At 53.2% G+C, this 19,234-nt stretch carries 17 protein-coding genes; 10 read left to right on the top strand and 7 right to left on the bottom strand.

Annotated features, from left to right (window positions below):
• The first annotated feature begins 143 nt into the window (after positions 1-143).
• On the top strand, positions 144-854 hold the full coding sequence (locus tag CLV58_RS08135; protein ID WP_106137304.1) for a 2-phosphosulfolactate phosphatase: 711 nt from the start codon (positions 144-146) through the stop codon (positions 852-854).
• A 93-nt stretch (positions 855-947) separates the two neighbouring features.
• Here CLV58_RS08135 and CLV58_RS08130 read toward each other — a convergent pair whose 3' ends face one another.
• The 3 genes from CLV58_RS08130 to CLV58_RS08120 form a co-directional block, all read right to left on the bottom strand.
• On the bottom strand, positions 948-2,279 hold the full coding sequence (locus tag CLV58_RS08130; protein ID WP_106137303.1) for a TolC family protein: 1,332 nt from the start codon (positions 2,277-2,279) through the stop codon (positions 948-950).
• 93 nt (positions 2,280-2,372) lie between these two features.
• Positions 2,373-3,953, bottom strand: a complete 1,581-nt coding sequence (locus tag CLV58_RS08125; protein WP_106137302.1) for a DHA2 family efflux MFS transporter permease subunit — start codon at positions 3,951-3,953, stop codon at positions 2,373-2,375.
• Between the two features lie 131 nt (positions 3,954-4,084).
• Positions 4,085-5,191, bottom strand: a complete 1,107-nt coding sequence (locus CLV58_RS08120; protein ID WP_106137301.1) for an HlyD family secretion protein — start codon at positions 5,189-5,191, stop codon at positions 4,085-4,087.
• 179 nt (positions 5,192-5,370) lie between these two features.
• Between CLV58_RS08120 and CLV58_RS08115 the strand changes: the two genes are divergently transcribed.
• From CLV58_RS08115 to CLV58_RS28620, 3 genes are all read left to right on the top strand, one after another.
• Positions 5,371-5,850, top strand: coding sequence for a MarR family winged helix-turn-helix transcriptional regulator (locus tag CLV58_RS08115; RefSeq protein ID WP_245882269.1), 480 nt, complete (start codon positions 5,371-5,373; stop codon positions 5,848-5,850).
• 60 nt (positions 5,851-5,910) lie between these two features.
• Positions 5,911-7,266, top strand: a complete 1,356-nt coding sequence (locus CLV58_RS08110; protein WP_106137534.1) for an NAD-dependent succinate-semialdehyde dehydrogenase — start codon at positions 5,911-5,913, stop codon at positions 7,264-7,266.
• 143 nt (positions 7,267-7,409) lie between these two features.
• Positions 7,410-8,015, top strand: coding sequence for a class I SAM-dependent methyltransferase (locus tag CLV58_RS28620; RefSeq protein ID WP_211300830.1), 606 nt, complete (start codon positions 7,410-7,412; stop codon positions 8,013-8,015).
• 97 nt (positions 8,016-8,112) lie between these two features.
• Here CLV58_RS28620 and CLV58_RS08100 read toward each other — a convergent pair whose 3' ends face one another.
• On the bottom strand, positions 8,113-9,561 hold the full coding sequence (locus tag CLV58_RS08100; RefSeq protein WP_106137300.1) for a Gfo/Idh/MocA family protein: 1,449 nt from the start codon (positions 9,559-9,561) through the stop codon (positions 8,113-8,115).
• 114 nt (positions 9,562-9,675) lie between these two features.
• Entirely contained in the window at positions 9,676-9,972 is a 297-nt protein-coding gene (locus tag CLV58_RS08095; protein WP_106137299.1) for an SCP2 sterol-binding domain-containing protein, read from the bottom strand.
• 190 nt (positions 9,973-10,162) lie between these two features.
• Here CLV58_RS08095 and CLV58_RS08090 point away from each other — a divergent pair, with 190 nt between their 5' ends.
• Positions 10,163-10,615 carry a hypothetical protein gene (locus CLV58_RS08090; protein WP_106137298.1) on the top strand — a complete coding sequence of 151 codons (453 nt, stop codon included), beginning with the start codon at positions 10,163-10,165 and terminating at the stop codon, positions 10,613-10,615.
• A 47-nt stretch (positions 10,616-10,662) separates the two neighbouring features.
• On the opposite strand, the gene CLV58_RS08085 is transcribed toward CLV58_RS08090, so the two are convergent.
• On the bottom strand, positions 10,663-11,010 hold the full coding sequence (locus tag CLV58_RS08085; protein ID WP_106137297.1) for a HigA family addiction module antitoxin: 348 nt from the start codon (positions 11,008-11,010) through the stop codon (positions 10,663-10,665).
• Positions 11,010-11,309 carry a type II toxin-antitoxin system RelE/ParE family toxin gene (locus CLV58_RS08080; RefSeq protein ID WP_106137296.1) on the bottom strand — a complete coding sequence of 100 codons (300 nt, stop codon included), beginning with the start codon at positions 11,307-11,309 and terminating at the stop codon, positions 11,010-11,012. The genes CLV58_RS08085 and CLV58_RS08080 overlap by 1 nt, the downstream gene beginning before the upstream one ends.
• Positions 11,310-11,532: 223 nt before the next feature.
• Here CLV58_RS08080 and CLV58_RS08075 point away from each other — a divergent pair, with 223 nt between their 5' ends.
• From CLV58_RS08075 to CLV58_RS08055, 5 genes are all read left to right on the top strand, one after another.
• Positions 11,533-14,448, top strand: a complete 2,916-nt coding sequence (locus CLV58_RS08075) for a M16 family metallopeptidase (RefSeq protein ID WP_106137295.1) — start codon at positions 11,533-11,535, stop codon at positions 14,446-14,448.
• Between the two features lie 121 nt (positions 14,449-14,569).
• Complete coding sequence (locus CLV58_RS08070; RefSeq protein ID WP_245882268.1) at positions 14,570-15,142, top strand: hypothetical protein; 573 nt, start codon at positions 14,570-14,572, stop codon at positions 15,140-15,142.
• 135 nt (positions 15,143-15,277) lie between these two features.
• The gene (locus tag CLV58_RS08065) at positions 15,278-16,867 is read left to right on the top strand and encodes a Na+/H+ antiporter (protein ID WP_106137294.1); all 1,590 of its coding nucleotides are present in this window, start codon (positions 15,278-15,280) and stop codon (positions 16,865-16,867) included.
• A gap of 176 nt (positions 16,868-17,043) precedes the next feature.
• Entirely contained in the window at positions 17,044-18,090 is a 1,047-nt protein-coding gene (locus tag CLV58_RS08060; RefSeq protein ID WP_106137293.1) for an aminopeptidase, read from the top strand.
• Between the two features lie 25 nt (positions 18,091-18,115).
• Entirely contained in the window at positions 18,116-18,904 is a 789-nt protein-coding gene (locus tag CLV58_RS08055) for a DUF3108 domain-containing protein (RefSeq protein WP_106137292.1), read from the top strand.
• The last annotated feature ends 330 nt before the right edge of the window (positions 18,905-19,234 follow it).

Raw genomic sequence — 19,234 nt, 5'->3', positions numbered from 1 at the left:
TCACATGAATCATAGTTCAGACAATCTTGAACTATGATTACACTGATTACAGGATTCCCATGATTCACAAAGAAAAATCATAGCCTATCAGTACAATCAAATAAATCACAGTTCAGGACAAGTTCAGGATACATATACCCATTATGAAACAAATCGACGTCTGTTTAACGCCTGACCTGCTCGACCTGCACCGGATGGAAAATACCATCGTGGTTGTAGCTGACGTATTTCGGGCGACGAGCTGCATGGTTACGGCTTTCGCCTATGGCGTACGAAGCATCGTACCGGTAGCCACCATCGAAGAATGTCAGCGGTATCAGGAGCGTGGTTTTCTGGCCGCAGCTGAACGCAACGCCCGCAAGGTCGAAGGCTTTGAACTCGACAATTCGCCGTTTACCTATATGGACGAGCGTATTCGGGGGGTCGACGTGGCAATGACCACCACCAATGGCACACTGGCCATCACCAAATCGCGGTCGGCGGTGAAAGTACTGGTTGGGTCGTTCCTGAATCTGGAAGCCATTGCCAGCTACCTACGCACCGAACCGTACGACGTACTCGTTCTATGCGCCGGCTGGAAAGGTCGGGTCAATCTGGAAGATACACTCTTCGCCGGGGCATTGGTCGAACGACTCAAAACCAGTTACGCCTTAGCCGAAGACAGCGCTATCATGGCGGGTCGGCTTTACGAGCAGGGCAAAGACAATCTGATTGGGTACATGGCCAACGCGTCGCACATCCGGCGGCTGCAAAAGCTGGGTATTCAGAAAGACATCACCTACTGTCTGCAACACGACCTCTACGACGTTATTCCGGTACTGCGCGGTACGTCGCTGGTAGCGATGGAGCCGTAGTTTACAGTCAATGACTAACTCCTAAATCCCCTGAAGGGGACTTTGCTCGCTTATGAACAAAGTCCCCTTCAGGGGATTTAGGGGTTATTTATACTACAGCGATTCACCAAGCAGGCGCTTCAATTCGAGCTGATTCAATAGCAGTTGGTATTGGAACGTCAGGCGGCCGAGTTCGGCTTCTTCGACGCCGGTTTCCGCACTTTGCAACTCAACGTTCGTGATCACACCATTGCGCAACCGGGCGTTGGCGATGTTGAGCGCCTGCCGGGCTTGCAGAACCTGCGTTTCAAGGTTGGCCAGCCGGGATTGATTACTGCGAATGTCAGCGTTCAACTGAGCGATACTCTGGCGCAGTTGCGCGTTAGCCGTCTCGACCGCGTAGCGGCTGGCATTTAAATTCAGCTGTGCCGCCTGATTCTGTAACTGATACCGCTTACCCGCATATAAGGGAATCGTCAGGGCTACCCCGGCGGCTACATTCGATCGTAGCTGTTCGACGTTGAGCGGATACCCGTTTTTATACCCGGCCGTACCGCTGAAGCCGAAGTTTGGCATCCCCGCTTTGTTCGTCACCAGCACATCCGTCTCGGCAGCTTTTACCCGGTCCTGCGCCAGCAAGACATCTTTGTTGCCAGCAGCGGCCACTTGCAGTTGCCCGTTCACGTCGAACAGCGAAACGGCGGCAGTCGTCATACCCAGTTTAAACTGTTGAGCCGCCAGGTTCAGATCCGGGTTCGTATTTCCGGTCAGGAAAGTCAGCTGTGCCACCTGCCGTTCGAGTTGATTTTGCAGTTCAATCTTACGGTTTGTCGACGCCTTTACCCGAACCTCCTGCGTCAGCACGTCATAGGGTAACGCATCACCATTCTGTAGCCGCTGCGACAGCAGCCGCACGTTGGCACCCGCCGTTCTGATAACCGAATCCTGCACAACGATAGCCTGTTGCAGATAGCCGATACCGTAGTACGCGGCCGCCACCTGATAGCCAATCGTTTGCTGGGTTATCTCGAAGTTCCGGCGCAGAAGCTGAACGTTATCGGCAGCCTGCTGGATTGAAGCCGTGGTCCGGCCAAAGTCGTAGATCGTCTGCCCGATCGACACGTTGCCGTTGATGTTATTGTTCGGGGCCAGTTTCAGCACCGCTTCCGTCCCATTGATCGGGAAAGTTACGCTCGGTACAGGTGTGATATAAGTATATGACCCGTTCAGGTTGACCTGTGGCCGCATCGCTGTACGCGCAATATCGACCCGCACCTCACCGGCCTGAATCAGTTGCTGTTGCTGTTTCAGCACCGGGTAATTCGTATTGGCCTGCTGAATCAGCACCCGCAGGTCGTTGGGCACGGTCAGGTCGGCGGGCTGCGTCTGCGCCTGTACAAAACCGGCCGTCAATAGGGAAAGAATGGTAAGTATGGTGGCTTTCATCGGAAATCGGTTTACAGTATTCGGTTTGCGGTATTCGGTTTATAGCGGCTGTCGCGCAACGGACAACTGTAAACCGAATACCGTAAACTGAACCTAGTGCGCTGCATCGGCGACGGCTTTCGCGGTGGCCGCGTCCATTTTGCGGTTTTTGATAAAGAATAGCAGAGGAAACGAGACAACGAAGAACAATCCTGCCAGCTTGAACGTATCGAGGTACGCCAGCATCAGCGACTGTTTCTGGATAATCAGGTCGAGGTTACGGTAAGCACCCGTCACAGCGTCCAGCGCGTTGATGCCTTTCGAAGCCAGTCCCTGCGTCAGCGCGTTGATACGCTCCGTAAACAGGGGATTCTCCGGCGATGTGTTGACAATCAGGTCACCCCGGTGAACGGCGGCCCGTTGCGTCACGTAGGTGTTTGTGATCGCTACGCCGAAGGCACCACCAAGTTGCCGCATCATGTTCGTGATGGCGATACCTGTTGGTAACTCCGCTACAGCCAGCGTCGATACCGACGTATTAATCAGCGGTACATTGACCAGGGCCAGTCCTACCCCCCGAATCAGCAGTGCCTTCAGAAAATCAGGGTCCTGCGTTTCAGCATTGTAGGTCGACATCAGAAAACAGAAGGTGGCGAACACAACGTAACCAGCCATGACGACGTATCGGGGTGAGACGCCCTTACTCAGAATCTTCCCAACCATCGGGAAGCAGAAGGCAGCGATGGCGCCCCCCGGAATCAGCAGCATACCGGTTTTCGTAGCCGTAAAACCCAAAACACGTTGTACGAACAATGGGTATAACAAGACTGACGTAAACAGCCCGTAGCCGACGACAAACAGCAGAATAGCTCCGATGGCCAGGTTCGTGTTTTTCAGAACCCGCAGGTCAAGTACGGGCGACTTCGTTCCGTAGAGTTGCCACCAGATAAACAACGGAATGGCGACAACGGCAGCCACCGTCAGGTAAATAATGGCCTGATCGTCGAACCAGTCGTCGGCTTCTCCCCGCTCCAGCACGTATTGCAGTGCCCCGACCCCAACGGCCAGCAGGATGATGCCCAGGTAGTCGATCTTGATCTGCTTCCGGTCGATGTCTATTTCGTCTTCTTTCTTCTCGACGTAGGTGATGCTCAGGAATACCGCCAGAATACCTACCGGAATGTTGATGAAGAACATCCAGCTCCAGTGGAAATTGTCGATGATGATCCCCCCCAGCGTAGGGCCGAAGGTTGGGCCGAGTACGATACCCAGTCCAAACAAGGCCGATGCCGTGGCGCGCTGCGACGGTGGAAACGCATCGAACATGATTCCCTGTGAGGTCGACAGCAGCGCCCCGCCCCCAACGCCCTGCATAAACCGGAAGAACACCAGCGTCCACAGATCCGTCGCGATACCACAACCGTACGACGCCAGCGTAAACAGGATAATCGACGCGATGTAGTAGTTCTTCCGGCCAAAGTATTTCTGCAAAAAGCCCGTCATCGGGATGACGATCACGTTGGCGATACCATACGAGGTAACAACCCACGATACGTCTTCGATGGTAGCACCCAGGTTCCCGGCAATATCGTTCAAACCGACGTTCACGATCGACGTGTCAATCAGTTCCATGATGGCCGCCGAGACCGCCGTAATCACGACGACCCAGCGACCAAATCCAGATTGTTGTGCCATTTTCTTTAGAGTTGTAGAGTTGGATGGTTGTAGAGTTAAATAGTTCTGAGGTTACGGAGTTGAACTAGATGCGTCAGTCCCTGCGGGGAACCGCAACTCTATAACTATCCAACTTTACAACCCTACAACTCCTAGTTAGCCACGCGAACTTCAGCGTCGACACTCAGACCAGCGCGTAGTTTGCTTTTGTATTTTTCCGGGTTCAGAATTTCGATCCGTACCGGCACGCGCTGTGTAATCTTGACGAAGTTACCCGATGAGTTATCGGGTGGCAGCAGTGCTGAGCGAGCACCCGTGGCATCGGCCAGCGACATGACGCGCCCCTCAACAGTCAGTTCAGGGTATGCGTCGACTTTGATGTCTACCGGCTGACCAACCTGCATTTTCTCCAGCTGTGTTTCCTTGAAGTTGGCAATCACCCAGAATACCGAGTCATCGACAATTGTGAACAGCGTCTGTCCGGGTTGTACGTACTGCCCGACGATCACATTTTTCCGGCCAATTTTGCCACTAATGGGCGCTGTCAGTCGGGCATAGCTAACTTTGAGTTTGGCCGCTTCAATAGCAGCCTGTTTCACTTTGAGCACGGCCTGAATCTTCTCGATATTGGCTTGTGCGCGGGCGATACCAGCCGACGCAATGCCCTGCGACGTGCGGGCCAGGCCAACCTGTGCTTCATTGGCCTGATACTGCTTCGACTGCACGTCGACCGTATTTCGCGAGTCTTCCAGCTGTTTCTGCGTCAGCGACTGCGCCTGATACAGGTTCTGATCACGCTTCAGGTCAGCCTGCGCCTTATCGCGCCGTACGGCCTGAACAGCTGCATTTGACTGAGCTACGCGTAGGTTCTGGGCTACGTTGGTGACGTTTGCCTGCGCATTTTGCAGATCCGCGCGGGCAGTGGCCAGATCAGCCAGCGATTGCTGATAGTCGGCCTGCACCTGCGCCAGCGCGACATCGTATTCCTGCGGATCGATCGTGACCAGCGGCTGCCCTTTCGTAACGGTGGCATAGTCGCTGACGTTGACAGCCTGCACATAACCCGCCACGCGAGCCAGTACCGGCGCGGTGTTTCCTTCGATCTGCGCGTTGTCGGTCGACTCAAACTGCTGGCTATGCCGATAGGCCTTGTAGCCAAAATAACCGCCGATTATCAATACGGCGGCAATAATGATGCGCGGTAAATACGTTTTTACTGCACTCTTCTCTTCAACTTGAGGGTATGTATCCGTTGCCATGTTGGTCCGGTTTACTCGGTTACGTTTTTACGAATGGATAACCTTTTAAGTAGTCAACCTGTTTGACTAAGGTGCTGCAAATGTATGACAGGAACGGATAAAGTCAATCAGGTTGACTATATTTGTACAAATAAAAGTCTGCGAATGGTTCTCTGTTCGGAGTAAGATTTAGTTAAATCGTGGAAAAAGCTAAAATTGACTTTGATTTCGCCGAGTTGCGCGCCATCCGGCAACGAGCCGTTGGCCGGCTATTCTGGCAACTAAAACGGTACATCGATAATCTGATGGAACCGCAGCTGAACAGCCTGGGCTATACCGATTTCAAGATGAGCTACATGATGGTCATCTCGAATGTCGAGGAACAGGGTACTACCAATAATGAGCTGGCCAAACGCGCAAACGTGACCAAGCAGATGATGAGCAAAATGGTCAGTCTGCTGGAAAAGGAGCGTTATATTTATATAACCAAGAATCCTGATGATTCCCGTTCCAGTGTTATTTTTCTGGACGAGCGGGGTAAAGAGTTACTGGTCGACATTCGGCAGGGCATCGATCAGGTTCGGGTCAAACTCGACGGTATCGTCGGGCACGATCGTATGGAAGCGTTTATCAACACGATGGTCGAACTGGTAACGGCCCTGGGTCGGGAAGAACAGTAGCGCTTTGTGGCTGGTTTTCTGAGCAACGAACCGTTCTATACGACTCCAAACCTCGGTCTCATGTTTACCTCCATCAATCCATATAATCAGCAAAAGCTGAAAACGTACCGCGTCGATAGTGCGGCTCAACTCGAACGCAAGCTTACCCGCGCCGACAGGGCCTTCGCCGACTGGTCGACACTTTCCCTCTCCGATCGAACCCAACACCTGCGTAACGTGGGTAAGTACATGCTGGCGAACAAGCAGGCGCTTGGCGAGTTGATTACGGCCGAGATGGGTAAGACCGTAAAAGAGGCTGTCTCCGAAGTCGAGAAATGTGCGACTACCTGTACGTTTTACGCCGACAATGCCGAGGCTTTTCTGGCCGATCAGCTCATTGAATCCGACGCCCGGCGCAGTCTGATCTGTTACCAGCCGCTGGGTCCGGTCCTGGCCATTATGCCGTGGAATTTTCCGTTCTGGCAGGCTATGCGCTTCTCTATTCCAGGTCTGATTGCGGGTAACGTCGGTCTGCTTAAGCATGCCGGCAACGTGATGGGTTGTGCGCAGGCAATCGAGACGATTTTCCGTGAGAGCGGACTGCCCGACGGTGTATTTCAAAACCTGCTTATCGAAACTGACACGGTCAAAGACGTCCTGACCGACTGGCGCGTCAAGGCTGTAACGCTGACAGGCAGTGAGAAAGCGGGCGCGTCGGTAGCGCAGATTGCCGGCAGTCAGATTAAAAAATCGGTGCTCGAATTGGGCGGTTCCGACGCGCTGATTGTGCTGGCCGACGCGGATCTGGACAAGGCTGCCGAAACGGCCGTGAAGTCGCGGATGCAGAACGCCGGGCAAAGTTGCATCGCGGCTAAGCGATTCATTGTCGAGAAGTCGGTCAAAAAAGCCTTCACCGAACGGGTGCTTCACCACATCGAAGCTATCAAGCAGGGCGACCCGACCAACGACAACACCACGATGGGACCAATGGCCCGGCTCGACCTGGCCGATGCCATCGTGAAACAAGCGCACGACACGCTAGCCAAAGGCGCGAAACTACTGACCGATAAAATCGACGCGAACGGTTGCAACGTCCAACCGATGCTGCTCGACAATGTAAAGCCCGGTATGGCCGCATTCGACGACGAAACGTTTGGCCCGCTGGCCGTCATCATCACGGCAAAAGATGAATCCGACGCTATCCGTCTGGCGAATCAGTCGCGTTACGGCCTGGGTTCGGCGCTGTGGACACAGGATAGTGACAAGGCAAATCGACTGGCCCGTCAGATTCAGGCGGGATCGGTGTTCGTCAACGGATTAATGCGATCAGACGCGCGGGTACCCTTCGGCGGTATCAAACTATCGGGCTTCGGACGCGAACTGTCCGACCTGGGCATGAAGGAATTTGTCAACGCCAAGACAATCTGGATAGAATAACCAGCTGTCAGTCTGCTTGATAGCCAGCGTTCGGATATGTTTATCCGAACGCTTTTTTGTTTCCCGTTCACGAAGTTTTGGGTCGCATGAAGACTATCACGAAGATTAAAAAGTTATTAAAACAATTAGCTTTTTACGCACGGATGGCGACATACCACGACTACGTTATCAAAGACGGACAATTTGTTGGGCAGTTTGACGAGATGTACAGACAGTTCGACCAACCCTGGATGCAGGATCAACAGCCGAACCCTTACGCCCGGCAGGCCGGCATTTTCCACATCAAAAAGTTTGGTATCAAATCAGTGCTGGAATGTGGCAGCGGTCTGGGCTACTATTCGCAGGATATTCATCGACAAACAGGTATCGTACCACAAGGAATCGAGACTTCGTCTACCGCCGTCGACAAAGCCCGTACGCTGTTTCCGCACCTGACCTTTGCCGTCGACGATGTGATGAACATCGCCAATTATCCGGATCACGACGCTATTCTGTTCGCTGAACTAACCTGGTACGTACTACCCCAACTCGACGATCTGTTTGCTATCATGGCAGAGCGATTCGCGGGCAAATACTTTATCAACAACCTGGTGTTCTACAAAGGCACGCAGCAATACGGCACCGACTATTTTACCAGTCTGCGCGAGTTTATCGACTACGTACCGTTCGAGTTAATCGGCAGTTGCGAAGCCACCACCTCCTCCGACAGCACAATCGAAACGTCCACGATATTCCGCATTACGGCGTGATGGTTTACGGTTTACAGTTTTCGGTTTTCGGCACACGAATCATGGGCAATTTGGCGGTGAATCGTAAACTGAAAACCGAATACCGTATACCGCTCTGCTACAGACTATACCCTCCGTTGTACTCCCGGCGGACGAACCGGTTGGCGTAGTCGTAGTTCGTAATTTTCATGGCTGGGCCATCCCAGAGCAATTTCTTGCGGCCGGTGAATTTGCCGTTTTCGCGGGCCATGTAGGAGCGCGTTGCCAGGTTCCCCATCAGCACCGTCTCGGTCAATGGGCCGGCCTGCTCGAATGGCGACGACGTATACGCGCCATAGCCTTGTTTACAGGCCTTCACCCACTGCTGCTGGTGCCCGTCGGTTTTACCGTCGACCAGGGGGGCTTTAGGCGCAGGCAGCGTCTTATCCGACAGCAACAGTTTCGGATCGTTACCAAACAGCCCACCCGTCAGCATGCCTTTCGTGCCGATAAACAGCATACCGCCGTCTTCCGAACGAAACAGATCGTCGTAGGCTACTCCTTCCGGCAGCGGGGGCCGGATTCCCCCGTCGAACCACGAGAATTTGATCTCTTTTACTTTCTTATCGTTCGACGGAAACGTCAGGTGAATAGCCGCCGACGGTGGGCAGGAGTCATCGAAGAAGGCTTCCTTAAAGAAATCGGCGTATACCGACCCGACACTGCATTCGACCGAGGTGGGGTAATTGAGTTTCAGCGCCCGGAACGGCACGTCCATAAAGTGGCAACCCATATCGCCCAGGGCACCCGTACCGAAGTCCCAGTAGCCACGCCACCGGAACGGCATGTATGCTTCGTGATACGGACGCGTGGGCGCTGTGCCGAGCCACAATGGCCAGTTGACGCCAGCCGGAATCGGCTGCGATTCACCCTTGTCCTTCGGCGACTGCACACCCGAGGGCCAGACGGGGCGGTTGGTCCAGCATTGGATGGTATGCACGTGACCGATAATACCGTCCTGAATAGCCGTTTCGATGATCCGCGTAGCGTCGCCCGAGCTTCCCTGATTTCCCATCTGCGTCACGACCTTGTATTTGCGAGCCGCTTCCGTCAGCATTCGGGCTTCGTAAATGTCGTGGGTTAGTGGCTTTTCGACGTACACGTGCTTACCCAGTTGCATCGCTGCCATCGCAATGGGCGCGTGCATATGGTCGGGCGTACTGACGATTACCGCGTCAAAGGTCTTGCCGGCTTTATCGAAGAGTTCACGGTAATCCTGAAAATAAGGCGCGTTGCTGAACTTGGCGCGGTATTTTTTGGCTTGCCGGTCGTCGACATCACAGAGGGCGACGAAATTATCGGACCCGCTGTTGTACGCTTGCTGAATGTTGAAGTCGGCCTTCCCGCCACAACCGACAGCCGCAATATTCAGCTTGTCGGACGGGGCGATGACGCGGGAACCATCGGCTCTGGTACCGCCTAACACGTGACGGGGTACGATGGAAAAACTACTGGTCGCAGCAACGGCTGTCGCCAGCAAACTGTCTTTTAGAAACGAACGACGCGATTTTTTCGAAAACGGGGTCATGGGTACGACGAATTAGTGAATCGACGGCCTGCGTGGGGTCCGGCAGCTACGCAAGCTAGCGCATCTGCCGGACAAAGTCATGCTAAAGCACAAATCGATCTACTAACAAGTCAATTAGCCCATTATCTGACCCATCTTCATAGCGATACCCATATCGCCTTTTACTTTCAGTTTGCCCGACATAACGGCCATCATTGGGTTCAGGTCGCCCGTTCCCAGTTTCACCAGGTTATCAACGCTGACCTGTAGCTCACAGTCGGCGGGTTTATCGTCGTTCGATACGGTAACGGGCGATTGGTTGCCGTCGATATAGACTACGCCCTGATCGGTTACAATTTTAGCAGTTGCCTCGAACGGCGTTGCGTTGGCCGCTTTGCGCCGGACCTGCTCAGTAATCTCCTGAATCGTCATTGTGGGAGGGAGTTCGATTTTAGTGGTTGACAGAGAAACCCCGACGCGAAAATAAGGTTTTCCCTATCGGCCCGATGCCCATACTGGCGCAATCGTTCGTATATCGACGGTATGGCAATTTTCGTTAGCAGCCGCATAGCGTAGCCCACTCGACACCGCCATATCTGCCACAAAATCGGTACGTTTGTGTATGCGTTCTCAATTTTTGACTCTTCTCTGTGTTCTTACGTTTATCAGTTGTGGCATTGGCCTATTCGATGCGGTCGTTTCACTATCCAATACGCAAACGGTAGCCGAAACGACAGCCATTACCCGGAAGCCCCTGCCCGAAGACCGGAAGAAAAAGGAGAAGTCCTACTTTGAAGACCGCGCATCGGGCGACGTTCCCCTGCCCAGCGACCCGGAACTCATTCAACCGTTGGCCATCGCCCAGCTGCTGTATTCCGGCATCACCCTGATCGGAGCGATTCTGATGTTCCGTCTCCGCCGGATTGGTTTCTGGGTGTACGTAGCCGGTGTCGCTATCGGTCTGATTCTACCCGTTATCCTCGCTGGCTTCGGCGCGCTCAACGTCTCATTCGGCGTCTTCTTCAGCCTGCTCTTCGTCTACCTATACTGGCAGAATATTGGAGAGATGCGGTAGGTACGCTATTCAATCCGTCGAAACGTTGCCGCAGCAAAGCCCCCTACTTACGCGGCCACCGCTTTGAGCAGTTCCCTCTGCCTAGACTCTGGCACGTTAAGCTTGGTCATTTCCTGTTTAGCTTTCTGGTAAGCAAGATCCCGGTTGAAATTGCGCTGTGCATTCAACCAGAAAGAAGCATCTATTTCCAACACGGCTTCCAGTTTCAGCGCCATTGCAACCGAAACACTTTTTTTGCCCCGGATCAACTCCGAGATGAACGTGGCGCTTACGCCCGTTTGGTTAGCCAACTGCTTCTGCGTCATCTGACGGGTTTCTAACTCGTCGGTAAGCAGTTCGCCCGGATGCGTGGGATGCGCAGCGAAAATCTCCTCTCCTTTGCGATTGAGTATCATCAGTGGTAATCGGTTAGCTGTTCGATCAATAGTATCTGAATCTCCCCTTCATCGTCAATCGACAAGATGATGCGATACTGCATGTTGACACGTACGGCATATTTGCCTTCCAGGTCCCGTTTGAGTGGATGAAAGTTCAGTGATTTGTTCTGCCGCAGTATAGCCAGACTATCTGCCGCATCTAGTTTACGGATCGTCTTCTGATAAGCCTTGAGCACCGCTTCACTGAAAGGCTGTTTACCTTGGTAATCACCGACAAACCAATCTTCTAATTGTTGGGTGGCAAAGCGGATAGTCATAGTACCGCAAACCTAACAATAAACCTGTATGGTTTATTGTTAGGTTTGCGACAAACTTTAGTCCCCCCCCCCCCCTTGTCTGCAAATCGCTACCAGCGGGTTAGCGAGTAGGCCAGTATCTGACCCGCGCAGCAGAACGTGACTCGCTACCGCTTGTGTAACTCCGTGTCGACGGCACGGTATTTCTACGTATTTTGTGAACTTAATCAACCCAATCGTATCCATGTCCCTAAGCTTTTGCACCCGTTTGACGGCTGCGTGGCTATTGTCGGCGGGGGTGGCCTTTTCGCAGGCTAAACTCGTTGAGAAAGTCACCCGTCAGGGAAATGAATTACTTATTCCGTACGAGAAGTACGTACTGCCTAACGGGCTGACGCTCATCGTACACGAAGATCATTCCGACCCCATCGTTCACGTCGACGTTACCTACCACGTCGGGTCAGCGCGGGAAGAGATCGGCAAATCCGGCTTTGCGCACTTCTTCGAGCACATGATGTTCCAGGGCTCCGACCACGTAGCCGACGACGAGCACTTCAAAATCGTAACCGAGTCGGGTGGCACGCTCAATGGTACGACTAACCGCGACCGGACCAATTACTTCGAAACGCTACCCAGCAATCAGCTCGAGCGCGCGATGTGGCTCGAAGCCGACCGGATGGGTTTCCTGCTCGACGCCGTAACCCAGAAGAAATTTGAGATTCAGCGGGCAACCGTAAAAAATGAGCGCGGCCAGAACTACGACAACCGACCCTACGGTCTGTCGAGTGAGTACGTCGCCAAGACGCTGTACCCCTACGGTCACCCCTACTCGTGGCTGACGATCGGCTACATCGAAGACCTCAACCGGGTTAACGTCAACGATCTGAAAAACTTTTTTCTGCGTTGGTACGGCCCCAACAATGCCGTCCTGACAGTTGGTGGCGACGTAACGCCGAAGCAGGTGCTAACGCTCGCAGAGAAATACTTTGGCTCGATCCCACGCGGTCCTGAAGTAACCAAGACGCAGGTGCCGTCGCCGATGCTCGACAAGGATCGTTACGTCTCGTACGAAGACAACGTCCGGTTCCCGATGCTTCAGATCGTTTACCCGACGGTTCCCAACTTCGACGCCGACGAGGCCCCCCTCGACGCACTAGCCGAAATTCTGGGTGGCGGCAAAAGCTCGCTGTTCTACAAAAACCTGGTTAAGACACAACAGGCCGTACAAGCCAACGCAGGGCATCCGGCGACGGAACTATCCGGGCAGATGACGTTGACCATTCTGCCGTACCCCGGCAAGAAGCTCGACAGCACTGAGGCACTGGTACGGCAGACACTAGCCGAGTTTGAAAAGCGGGGCGTTACCGACGACGACATTGCGCAGTTCCGGGCTACCCGCGAAGCACAGCTGATCGACGGTTTGTCGAGCGTATCGGGTAAGGTGTCGCAACTGGCACAGTACCAGACGTTTTTGGGCAATCCCAACTACCTGCCGCAGGAATTGAAGCGGTATACCAGCGTTACGAAGGCCGACGTCATGCGCGTGTACGACAAGTACATTCGGGGCAAACACGCGGTCATTCTGACGGTCTATCCGAAAGGCAAACCCGAAATCGTCTCGAAGCCGGACAACTACACCGTATCGACAGCCGATTACAAAGCGCCTGACTATGGGTACAGTGCGTTGAAATACGTTAAAGCGAGCGATTCGTTCGACCGTAGCAAGAAACCCGGCCCCGGCCCGAACCCGGCCCTGAAAGTACCGCCATTCTGGACCGACCGACTCGCCAACGGCGTCAAGGTAATCGGCACACGCAACAGCGAAGTACCGACCGTAACAATGCTGATGACGATCAAAGGTGGTCACCTGCTGGCAGCCAAAGATCCGTCGAAAGCAGGGATTGCCCAGTTAACGGCCAACCTGATGAACGAAGCGACGCAGCATTACACCAACGAGCAGCTGAATGCCAAGCTTGAAAAGCTGGGTAGCAGCGTGTACATCGGGGCCAGCACCGAAGAAATCAACATTTCGGTTGAATCGATGGTGAAGAATCTCGATTCGACGCTGGCGCTGGTGGAAGAAAAGCTGTTGCACCCCAAGTTCGCGCAGGAAGATTTCGACCGGCTGAAAAAACAGCAGCTCGAACTGATCGGCAACCAGAGTACGCAACCGGTCGTGATTGCCAACAAAGCCTACAACAAACTGCTGTACGGCAACGGCAACATTCGTTCGATCCCGACCAGCGGTACGACCAAAACGGTCGAGTCGATCACGCTCGACGACGTGAAAGCGTTTTACAACGCCTACGTGTCGCCATCGGTAGCCAATCTGGTTGTTGTGGGCGATCTGGAGCAGAAAGACGTGATGCCGAAGCTGGCGTTCCTGACCAAGTGGCAGGCCAAACCCGTCAATCTGCCCAAGGAAGCAGCCGCCAAGAAAATCGACAAGACCCGTATCTATCTGATCGACAAGGATCAGGCAGCTCAGTCAGAAATCCGCATCGGCTACCTGACCAACATGCCGTACGACGCAACCGGTGATTACTACCGCGCCGGACTAGCCAACTACATGCTGGGTGGTGCGTTCAACAGCCGCATCAACATGAACCTGCGCGAAGACAAAGGCTACACCTATGGAGCCCAGTCGCGTTTTTCAAGCACGCATACGCCGGGCCCCTTCACGGCACAGGCGGGTGTGAAGGCAGCAACGACGGATAGCTCGGTGGTTGAATTCATTAAGGAAATCACCAACTACGGCAAGTCGGGCATCACCGATCAGGAATTGGCGTTTGTGAAAAGTTCGCTGGGCCAAAGCGATGCGCTGCGTTACGAAACACCCCTCCAGAAAGCGTACTTCCTGAACCGCATCATCGACTACAACCTGCCCCGCAATTTCGTAGAGCAGCAGAGCGATATTCTGAAGAAGATCACCAAGGCCGAAGTCGATGCGATTGCTAAAAAACAGTTGCCTGTCGATAAGATGATCATCACTGTCGTTGGCAACAAGAAGCAGATCGAACCGGGTCTGAAACGGTTGGGCTACGAAGTTATTGAGCTCGACAAAGAAGGTGAGCCGATGAGTGCGTCGGCTGCTTCATCGGGACAATCGACACAGCCACCGGCAAGCGCCGGCGGTTCGTCGGGCAATCCGAAAAAGTAACGATCACTATGTACCGCTAGTGGTTAAGGGGAAGCAGGCTCGGTCTGCTTCCCTTTTTTCATACCCCTGTAATCGAACTTCCCTACTGATTGCGGATTATACCTGGATACAAACTCACGTTATGCACATGATACCCAACGGAAAAACAATTCTGACAAAAGCATTGGCTATCAGCGCGCTTGCAGACACAGTTGGCCTGCTGACCCGTTGTTTGGGTCAGAAAAACATAGTCCGTTTACCGCTCGTCTTATCGTTGCTTATTAGTAGTGTATTCGTTAGTACTCATCCGGCACTGGCGCAGGAAAAGACAAGCGCCTTTTTCATGGTTGGTGACTACGCGTCGCCCGATTGGGAAAAGCTATCATTCTCCAAAACAAAAGCCGGTCTGGTACTGACTTATGCGTACAGGCAACGCGAAGACGGCGTTCGGTTACAGCCCGTCGGCAGCAAATCGGAAGCGGGGCAACGGGTTCTACAGGTTAGCATGCCGGGCATACGTCAGCTGTACACGATCCGTCGGGACAGAGCCGGTGAACGGTTGATTATGACCAGTCAGGACGGGCGTTACCGAAAGCTGTTCAAACTCGGCTACGAAGGGCCTGTCAACGGCGTCGGCTCATACTGCACCACTTGCGCAAACGAACCCGCCGACGCATTCAGACTGGTCGACGCTTATTTCGCGTCAACTCGATAAGGGGTTGGCCTGACGACGCAACAGCCGAGAACAGCCATGAATCGTTGCCGCTCGATCAATCGTCAATCAGTCTGAAGACATCCTTGATTCGTTGCCGTCTCCTACTATTTTTACTCGTCGGTCACGTAACGAACTATGCACGAATCTCTCCTACTCTCCCTGGCGCTGCTGCTGGCGGTCACGCTGTTTGTGATGCTGGGGCAGCGATTACGCATCTCAACCCCTATATTTCTGGTCATCAGCGGCCTGGTACTGAGCCTGATTCCGGGTATTCCCCAGATCAGTGTCGACCCGGAACTGATTTTTCTGCTGTTCTTACCGCCTTTACTGTACGAAGCGGCCTGGTACATGCCGTGGAAGGAACTCTGGCGCTGGCGACGCATCATCCTGGTCATGGCCTTTGGCCTGGTACTGTTCACGGCAACGGCCGTTGCCTATGTGTCGTCCATGCTGATTCCGGGCTTTACGCTGGCGCTGGGCTTTTTGCTGGGTGGTATAATTTCGCCCCCCGACGCGGTAGCCGCTGAATCGGTCCTGCAAAGCGTATCGGCCCCAAAGCGGGTGATGAGTCTGCTGCGGGGTGAAAGCCTGATCAATGACGCGTCGAGCCTTGTTGTCTTCCGGTTTGCGCTGGCGGCCGTACTGTCGGGCACGTTCACATTCCATAAAGCAGCCGTCGGTTTCGTCAGCGTTACGTTGCTCGGCGTGGGAGTCGGACTAGTCGTAGCGGGTATCTTTTATCTGATTCACCGCTTCCTGCCTACCACCACACGCATCAGTATCCTGCTGACGTTTATCGCGCCATACATGATGTATCTGGGTGCCGAAGAAGTGGGTGGGTCCGGGGTGATGGCCGTCGTCAGCGGTGGGTTGTTTTTATCGTATCATAACAACGAGATTCTGAACCACACCGCCCGCTTGCAGGGCAGTGGTATGTGGGCCACAATCGTCTTCGCCCTGAACGGGCTGGTCTTCATCCTGATCGGTCTCGAACTACCCGTAATAATCCGGGCGCTGGGTGAATACTCCCCGGCCGAAGCCGTTTATTACGCGCTGGTTATTACGGGCCTGTTGATTATCGTCCGCATGGTTGTTGCACTTGGCGCGTCGGCGTTTACCCATTTTATCGGACGTTATATTACCGTTGCCGAGCGTAATCCGGGCTGGCGTGGGCCTATCGTACTGGGCTGGGCCGGCATGCGGGGCGTTGTATCGCTGGCGTCAGCCTTGTCCATACCGCTAACCCTGTCGGACGGTAGCCCGTTTCCACATCGCAATCTGATTCTGTTCATCACCTTCGTTGTCATTCTGATTACGCTGGTCGTTCAGGGATTGACCCTACCGATGGTCATACGCATGGTTGGTTACAAGGAGGCTGACGGGAGTCTGTCTGATAAAGAACAGGAAGTTGCCGTCCGGACACGCCTGCTAACCGCTGTTCTGAATCATCTTGACACGAAATACGCGGGCGAAACCAGTGAGCTACTTAACAACTTACGAACAAAAATCACCAACGAACTCCGTCTGGTTCAATCACCGACGCTCGCCGACCTACACGCACAGCAGCTTCAGCATGCCGCTATCCTGAGCGATATTAGTCAGGTCAAACGGCAGGAGTTACGTCGACTGCGCGACGAAGAAGATTTCGATGACGAGGTACTTCGAAAAGCCGAAGCCCGCATCGATCTGACCGAGGAAGTCAACGACCATCCCATCCGGGACTGATTTTTTGAAGGTTTCCAAACACAGCGGTACAGAGTATACACAGAGCAAACAGAGAAAGACGTCTGTGCTCCGTGGTCTCCGTGTATACTCCGCATCTCTGTGTTTAAACCCCTTTTTCCGGCGGTTACTGATCCGTAGCTTGCGCGTAAAAAATTCGCATTTTGTCGTGTCAATACATGCTTAAAAAAATTGGTTTAGGCATCCTGGGGCTGCTTATCGTGTTGGGTATATGGCAGCGTGACCTTATCAGCTATGGCTGGATGCAGGGAAAAGGGCAACTGCACATTATCTGGAACACGCAGCCCATCAGCGACCTGCTCGCTAATCCGACGTACCCCGACTCGCTAAAACAGAAGATACTGCTCATTCAGGAGATAAAACGCTTCACGGTCGACTCGCTCGGCCTTGACCCATCGGACAGCTACGGAACGTTTTACGATCAGCACGGCAAACCGATTTTATGGGTCGTTACGGCCTCGCAACCCTACGCGCTGGTAGCCAAAACCTGGACGTTTCCGTTATTGGGCACCTTCTCGTACAAGGGCTTTTTTGAGAAAGACCGTGCTGATACGCTCGTCGCTCAATTGAAACGCGATACGCTCGACACGCGTATCGGCGAAGTATCGGCCTGGTCGACGCTAGGTTTTCTGAACGACCCGATTCTATCCAGCATGCTCGACCGACCGGTAGGCGATCTGGCCGAATTGATCATCCACGAGCTTACGCACGGCACGCTGTTTGTCAAGAACAATTTAGAGTACAATGAGAACCTGGCCGACTTTGTCGGTGAATACGGTGCACTACGATTTCTGGCTATGAAATACGGAAAAACGTCTGTTGCCTATCGTGATTATCTGGCCCGGAAAGACTTCTACGGCCGCTATGACGAGCATGTATTACGCGGAGCCCGCCTACTCGACAGTTTGTACCGGACCTTTAAACCGCAGACGCCCATTTCGGTCAAAGATTCGTTGAAAGCGCAAACCATCGATCAGATTGTAACCAGTTCGGATACCTTGACCGATGAACGTGTTGAGCGACAAGCGCGTTTAGTAAAAAAACGCCCGGCAAACAAACTAAGTCGCCCTAATAATGCGTACTTTATTGGGTATCTTACTTACCGGAAACAGCAGAATCGCTTTCGGCAAGAGTTCGAAAACAAGTTCGGCAGCGATTTCAACCAGTATTTAACTTACTTAAAGAAAACCTATCCGTCGCTTTGATGTCCTGACCGGACACCCGAGTTCTATGAAGAAACTACTTATTGGTCTTGGCTTCGTTGCGGTGCTGGGCACCGGCTTTTCGTTCGTGAATGCGTATCGGCGCGTCGTGAACAACAGCTTCGGGCCGGGCGAACACCTCGAATACCGCGTTCACTATGGGTTTCTAAACGCTGCCGAAGCGACCGTCGACGTAAGCCCTACGCTGTATAAAGTCAACGAACGACCCTGCTACCGGGTCAACGTCGATGGCCGGACTGTTGGCGCGTTCGACCTGGTTACGCGCATCCGCGATACCTGGCGTTCCTACATCGATACATCGGCCATTCTGCCGCAGAAGTTCTACACCAACCTTCAGGAAAATGATTACCGGAAGGAAGAAAACATAACCTTCAACCACGCGACCAATACGGTGAAGGCGGAGGAACGCACCGAGCGAGACGTCTTTCACGTACCCGATAACGTGCACGATCTGATCAGTGGCTATTACTTTCTGCGCACGATCGATTTTACTCACATCGCCAACGGGCAGGTCTTGGAAGTACCGGCCTTTTACGATGATATGGTGTACAACATGAAAGTGCGCTACCGGGGTCGGCAGGTGTTAAAAACCAAACAGGGCAAGATCAACGTAATCCGGCTCCATCCCGTTTTGCCGTCCAACAAGCTTTTTAAGGAAGAAGAATCGATTCGCATCTTCGTCTCCGACGATGTAAATAAAATCCCGGTTAAAGTTGAAGTCGATCTGTGGGTCGGCTCAATGGTCATGGACCTCCGCCAGAACAGTGGTCTGAAGCAGGATCTGAAGTATTTTTAAACAGCGTTTGCCGGTTTTGCTCCCAACCGACACGTCGGACCGCCCCTCTCCCAAAACAGGAGAGGGGCTTTTTTATGCAGCCGATCTATCAGCAACAGTTATTCTATCTAATCGAATATAAACCTGATTCGGATGTGTATAGAAAATGGCTATTACCCGAATACATATCGGTCAAGTCTAAGAATTTATCAACCAACCGCTTTTACGTCTTTTCACAAACGCAAGTGTAAGTCAGCACAAATTGAATCTTAACAGCCGACCTCAATAAGCCAATAACGAATGTTTACAAAAAACCCCTCTCCTATTTTGGGAGAGGGGCGGTCGGCCACT

It is taken from the genome of Spirosoma oryzae (assembly GCF_003002825.1).
Lineage (GTDB): Bacteria > Bacteroidota > Bacteroidia > Cytophagales > Spirosomataceae > Spirosoma > Spirosoma oryzae.
Note: the sequence above shows the minus strand (reverse complement) of the source record. Positions and strands in the feature narration are given on the sequence as shown.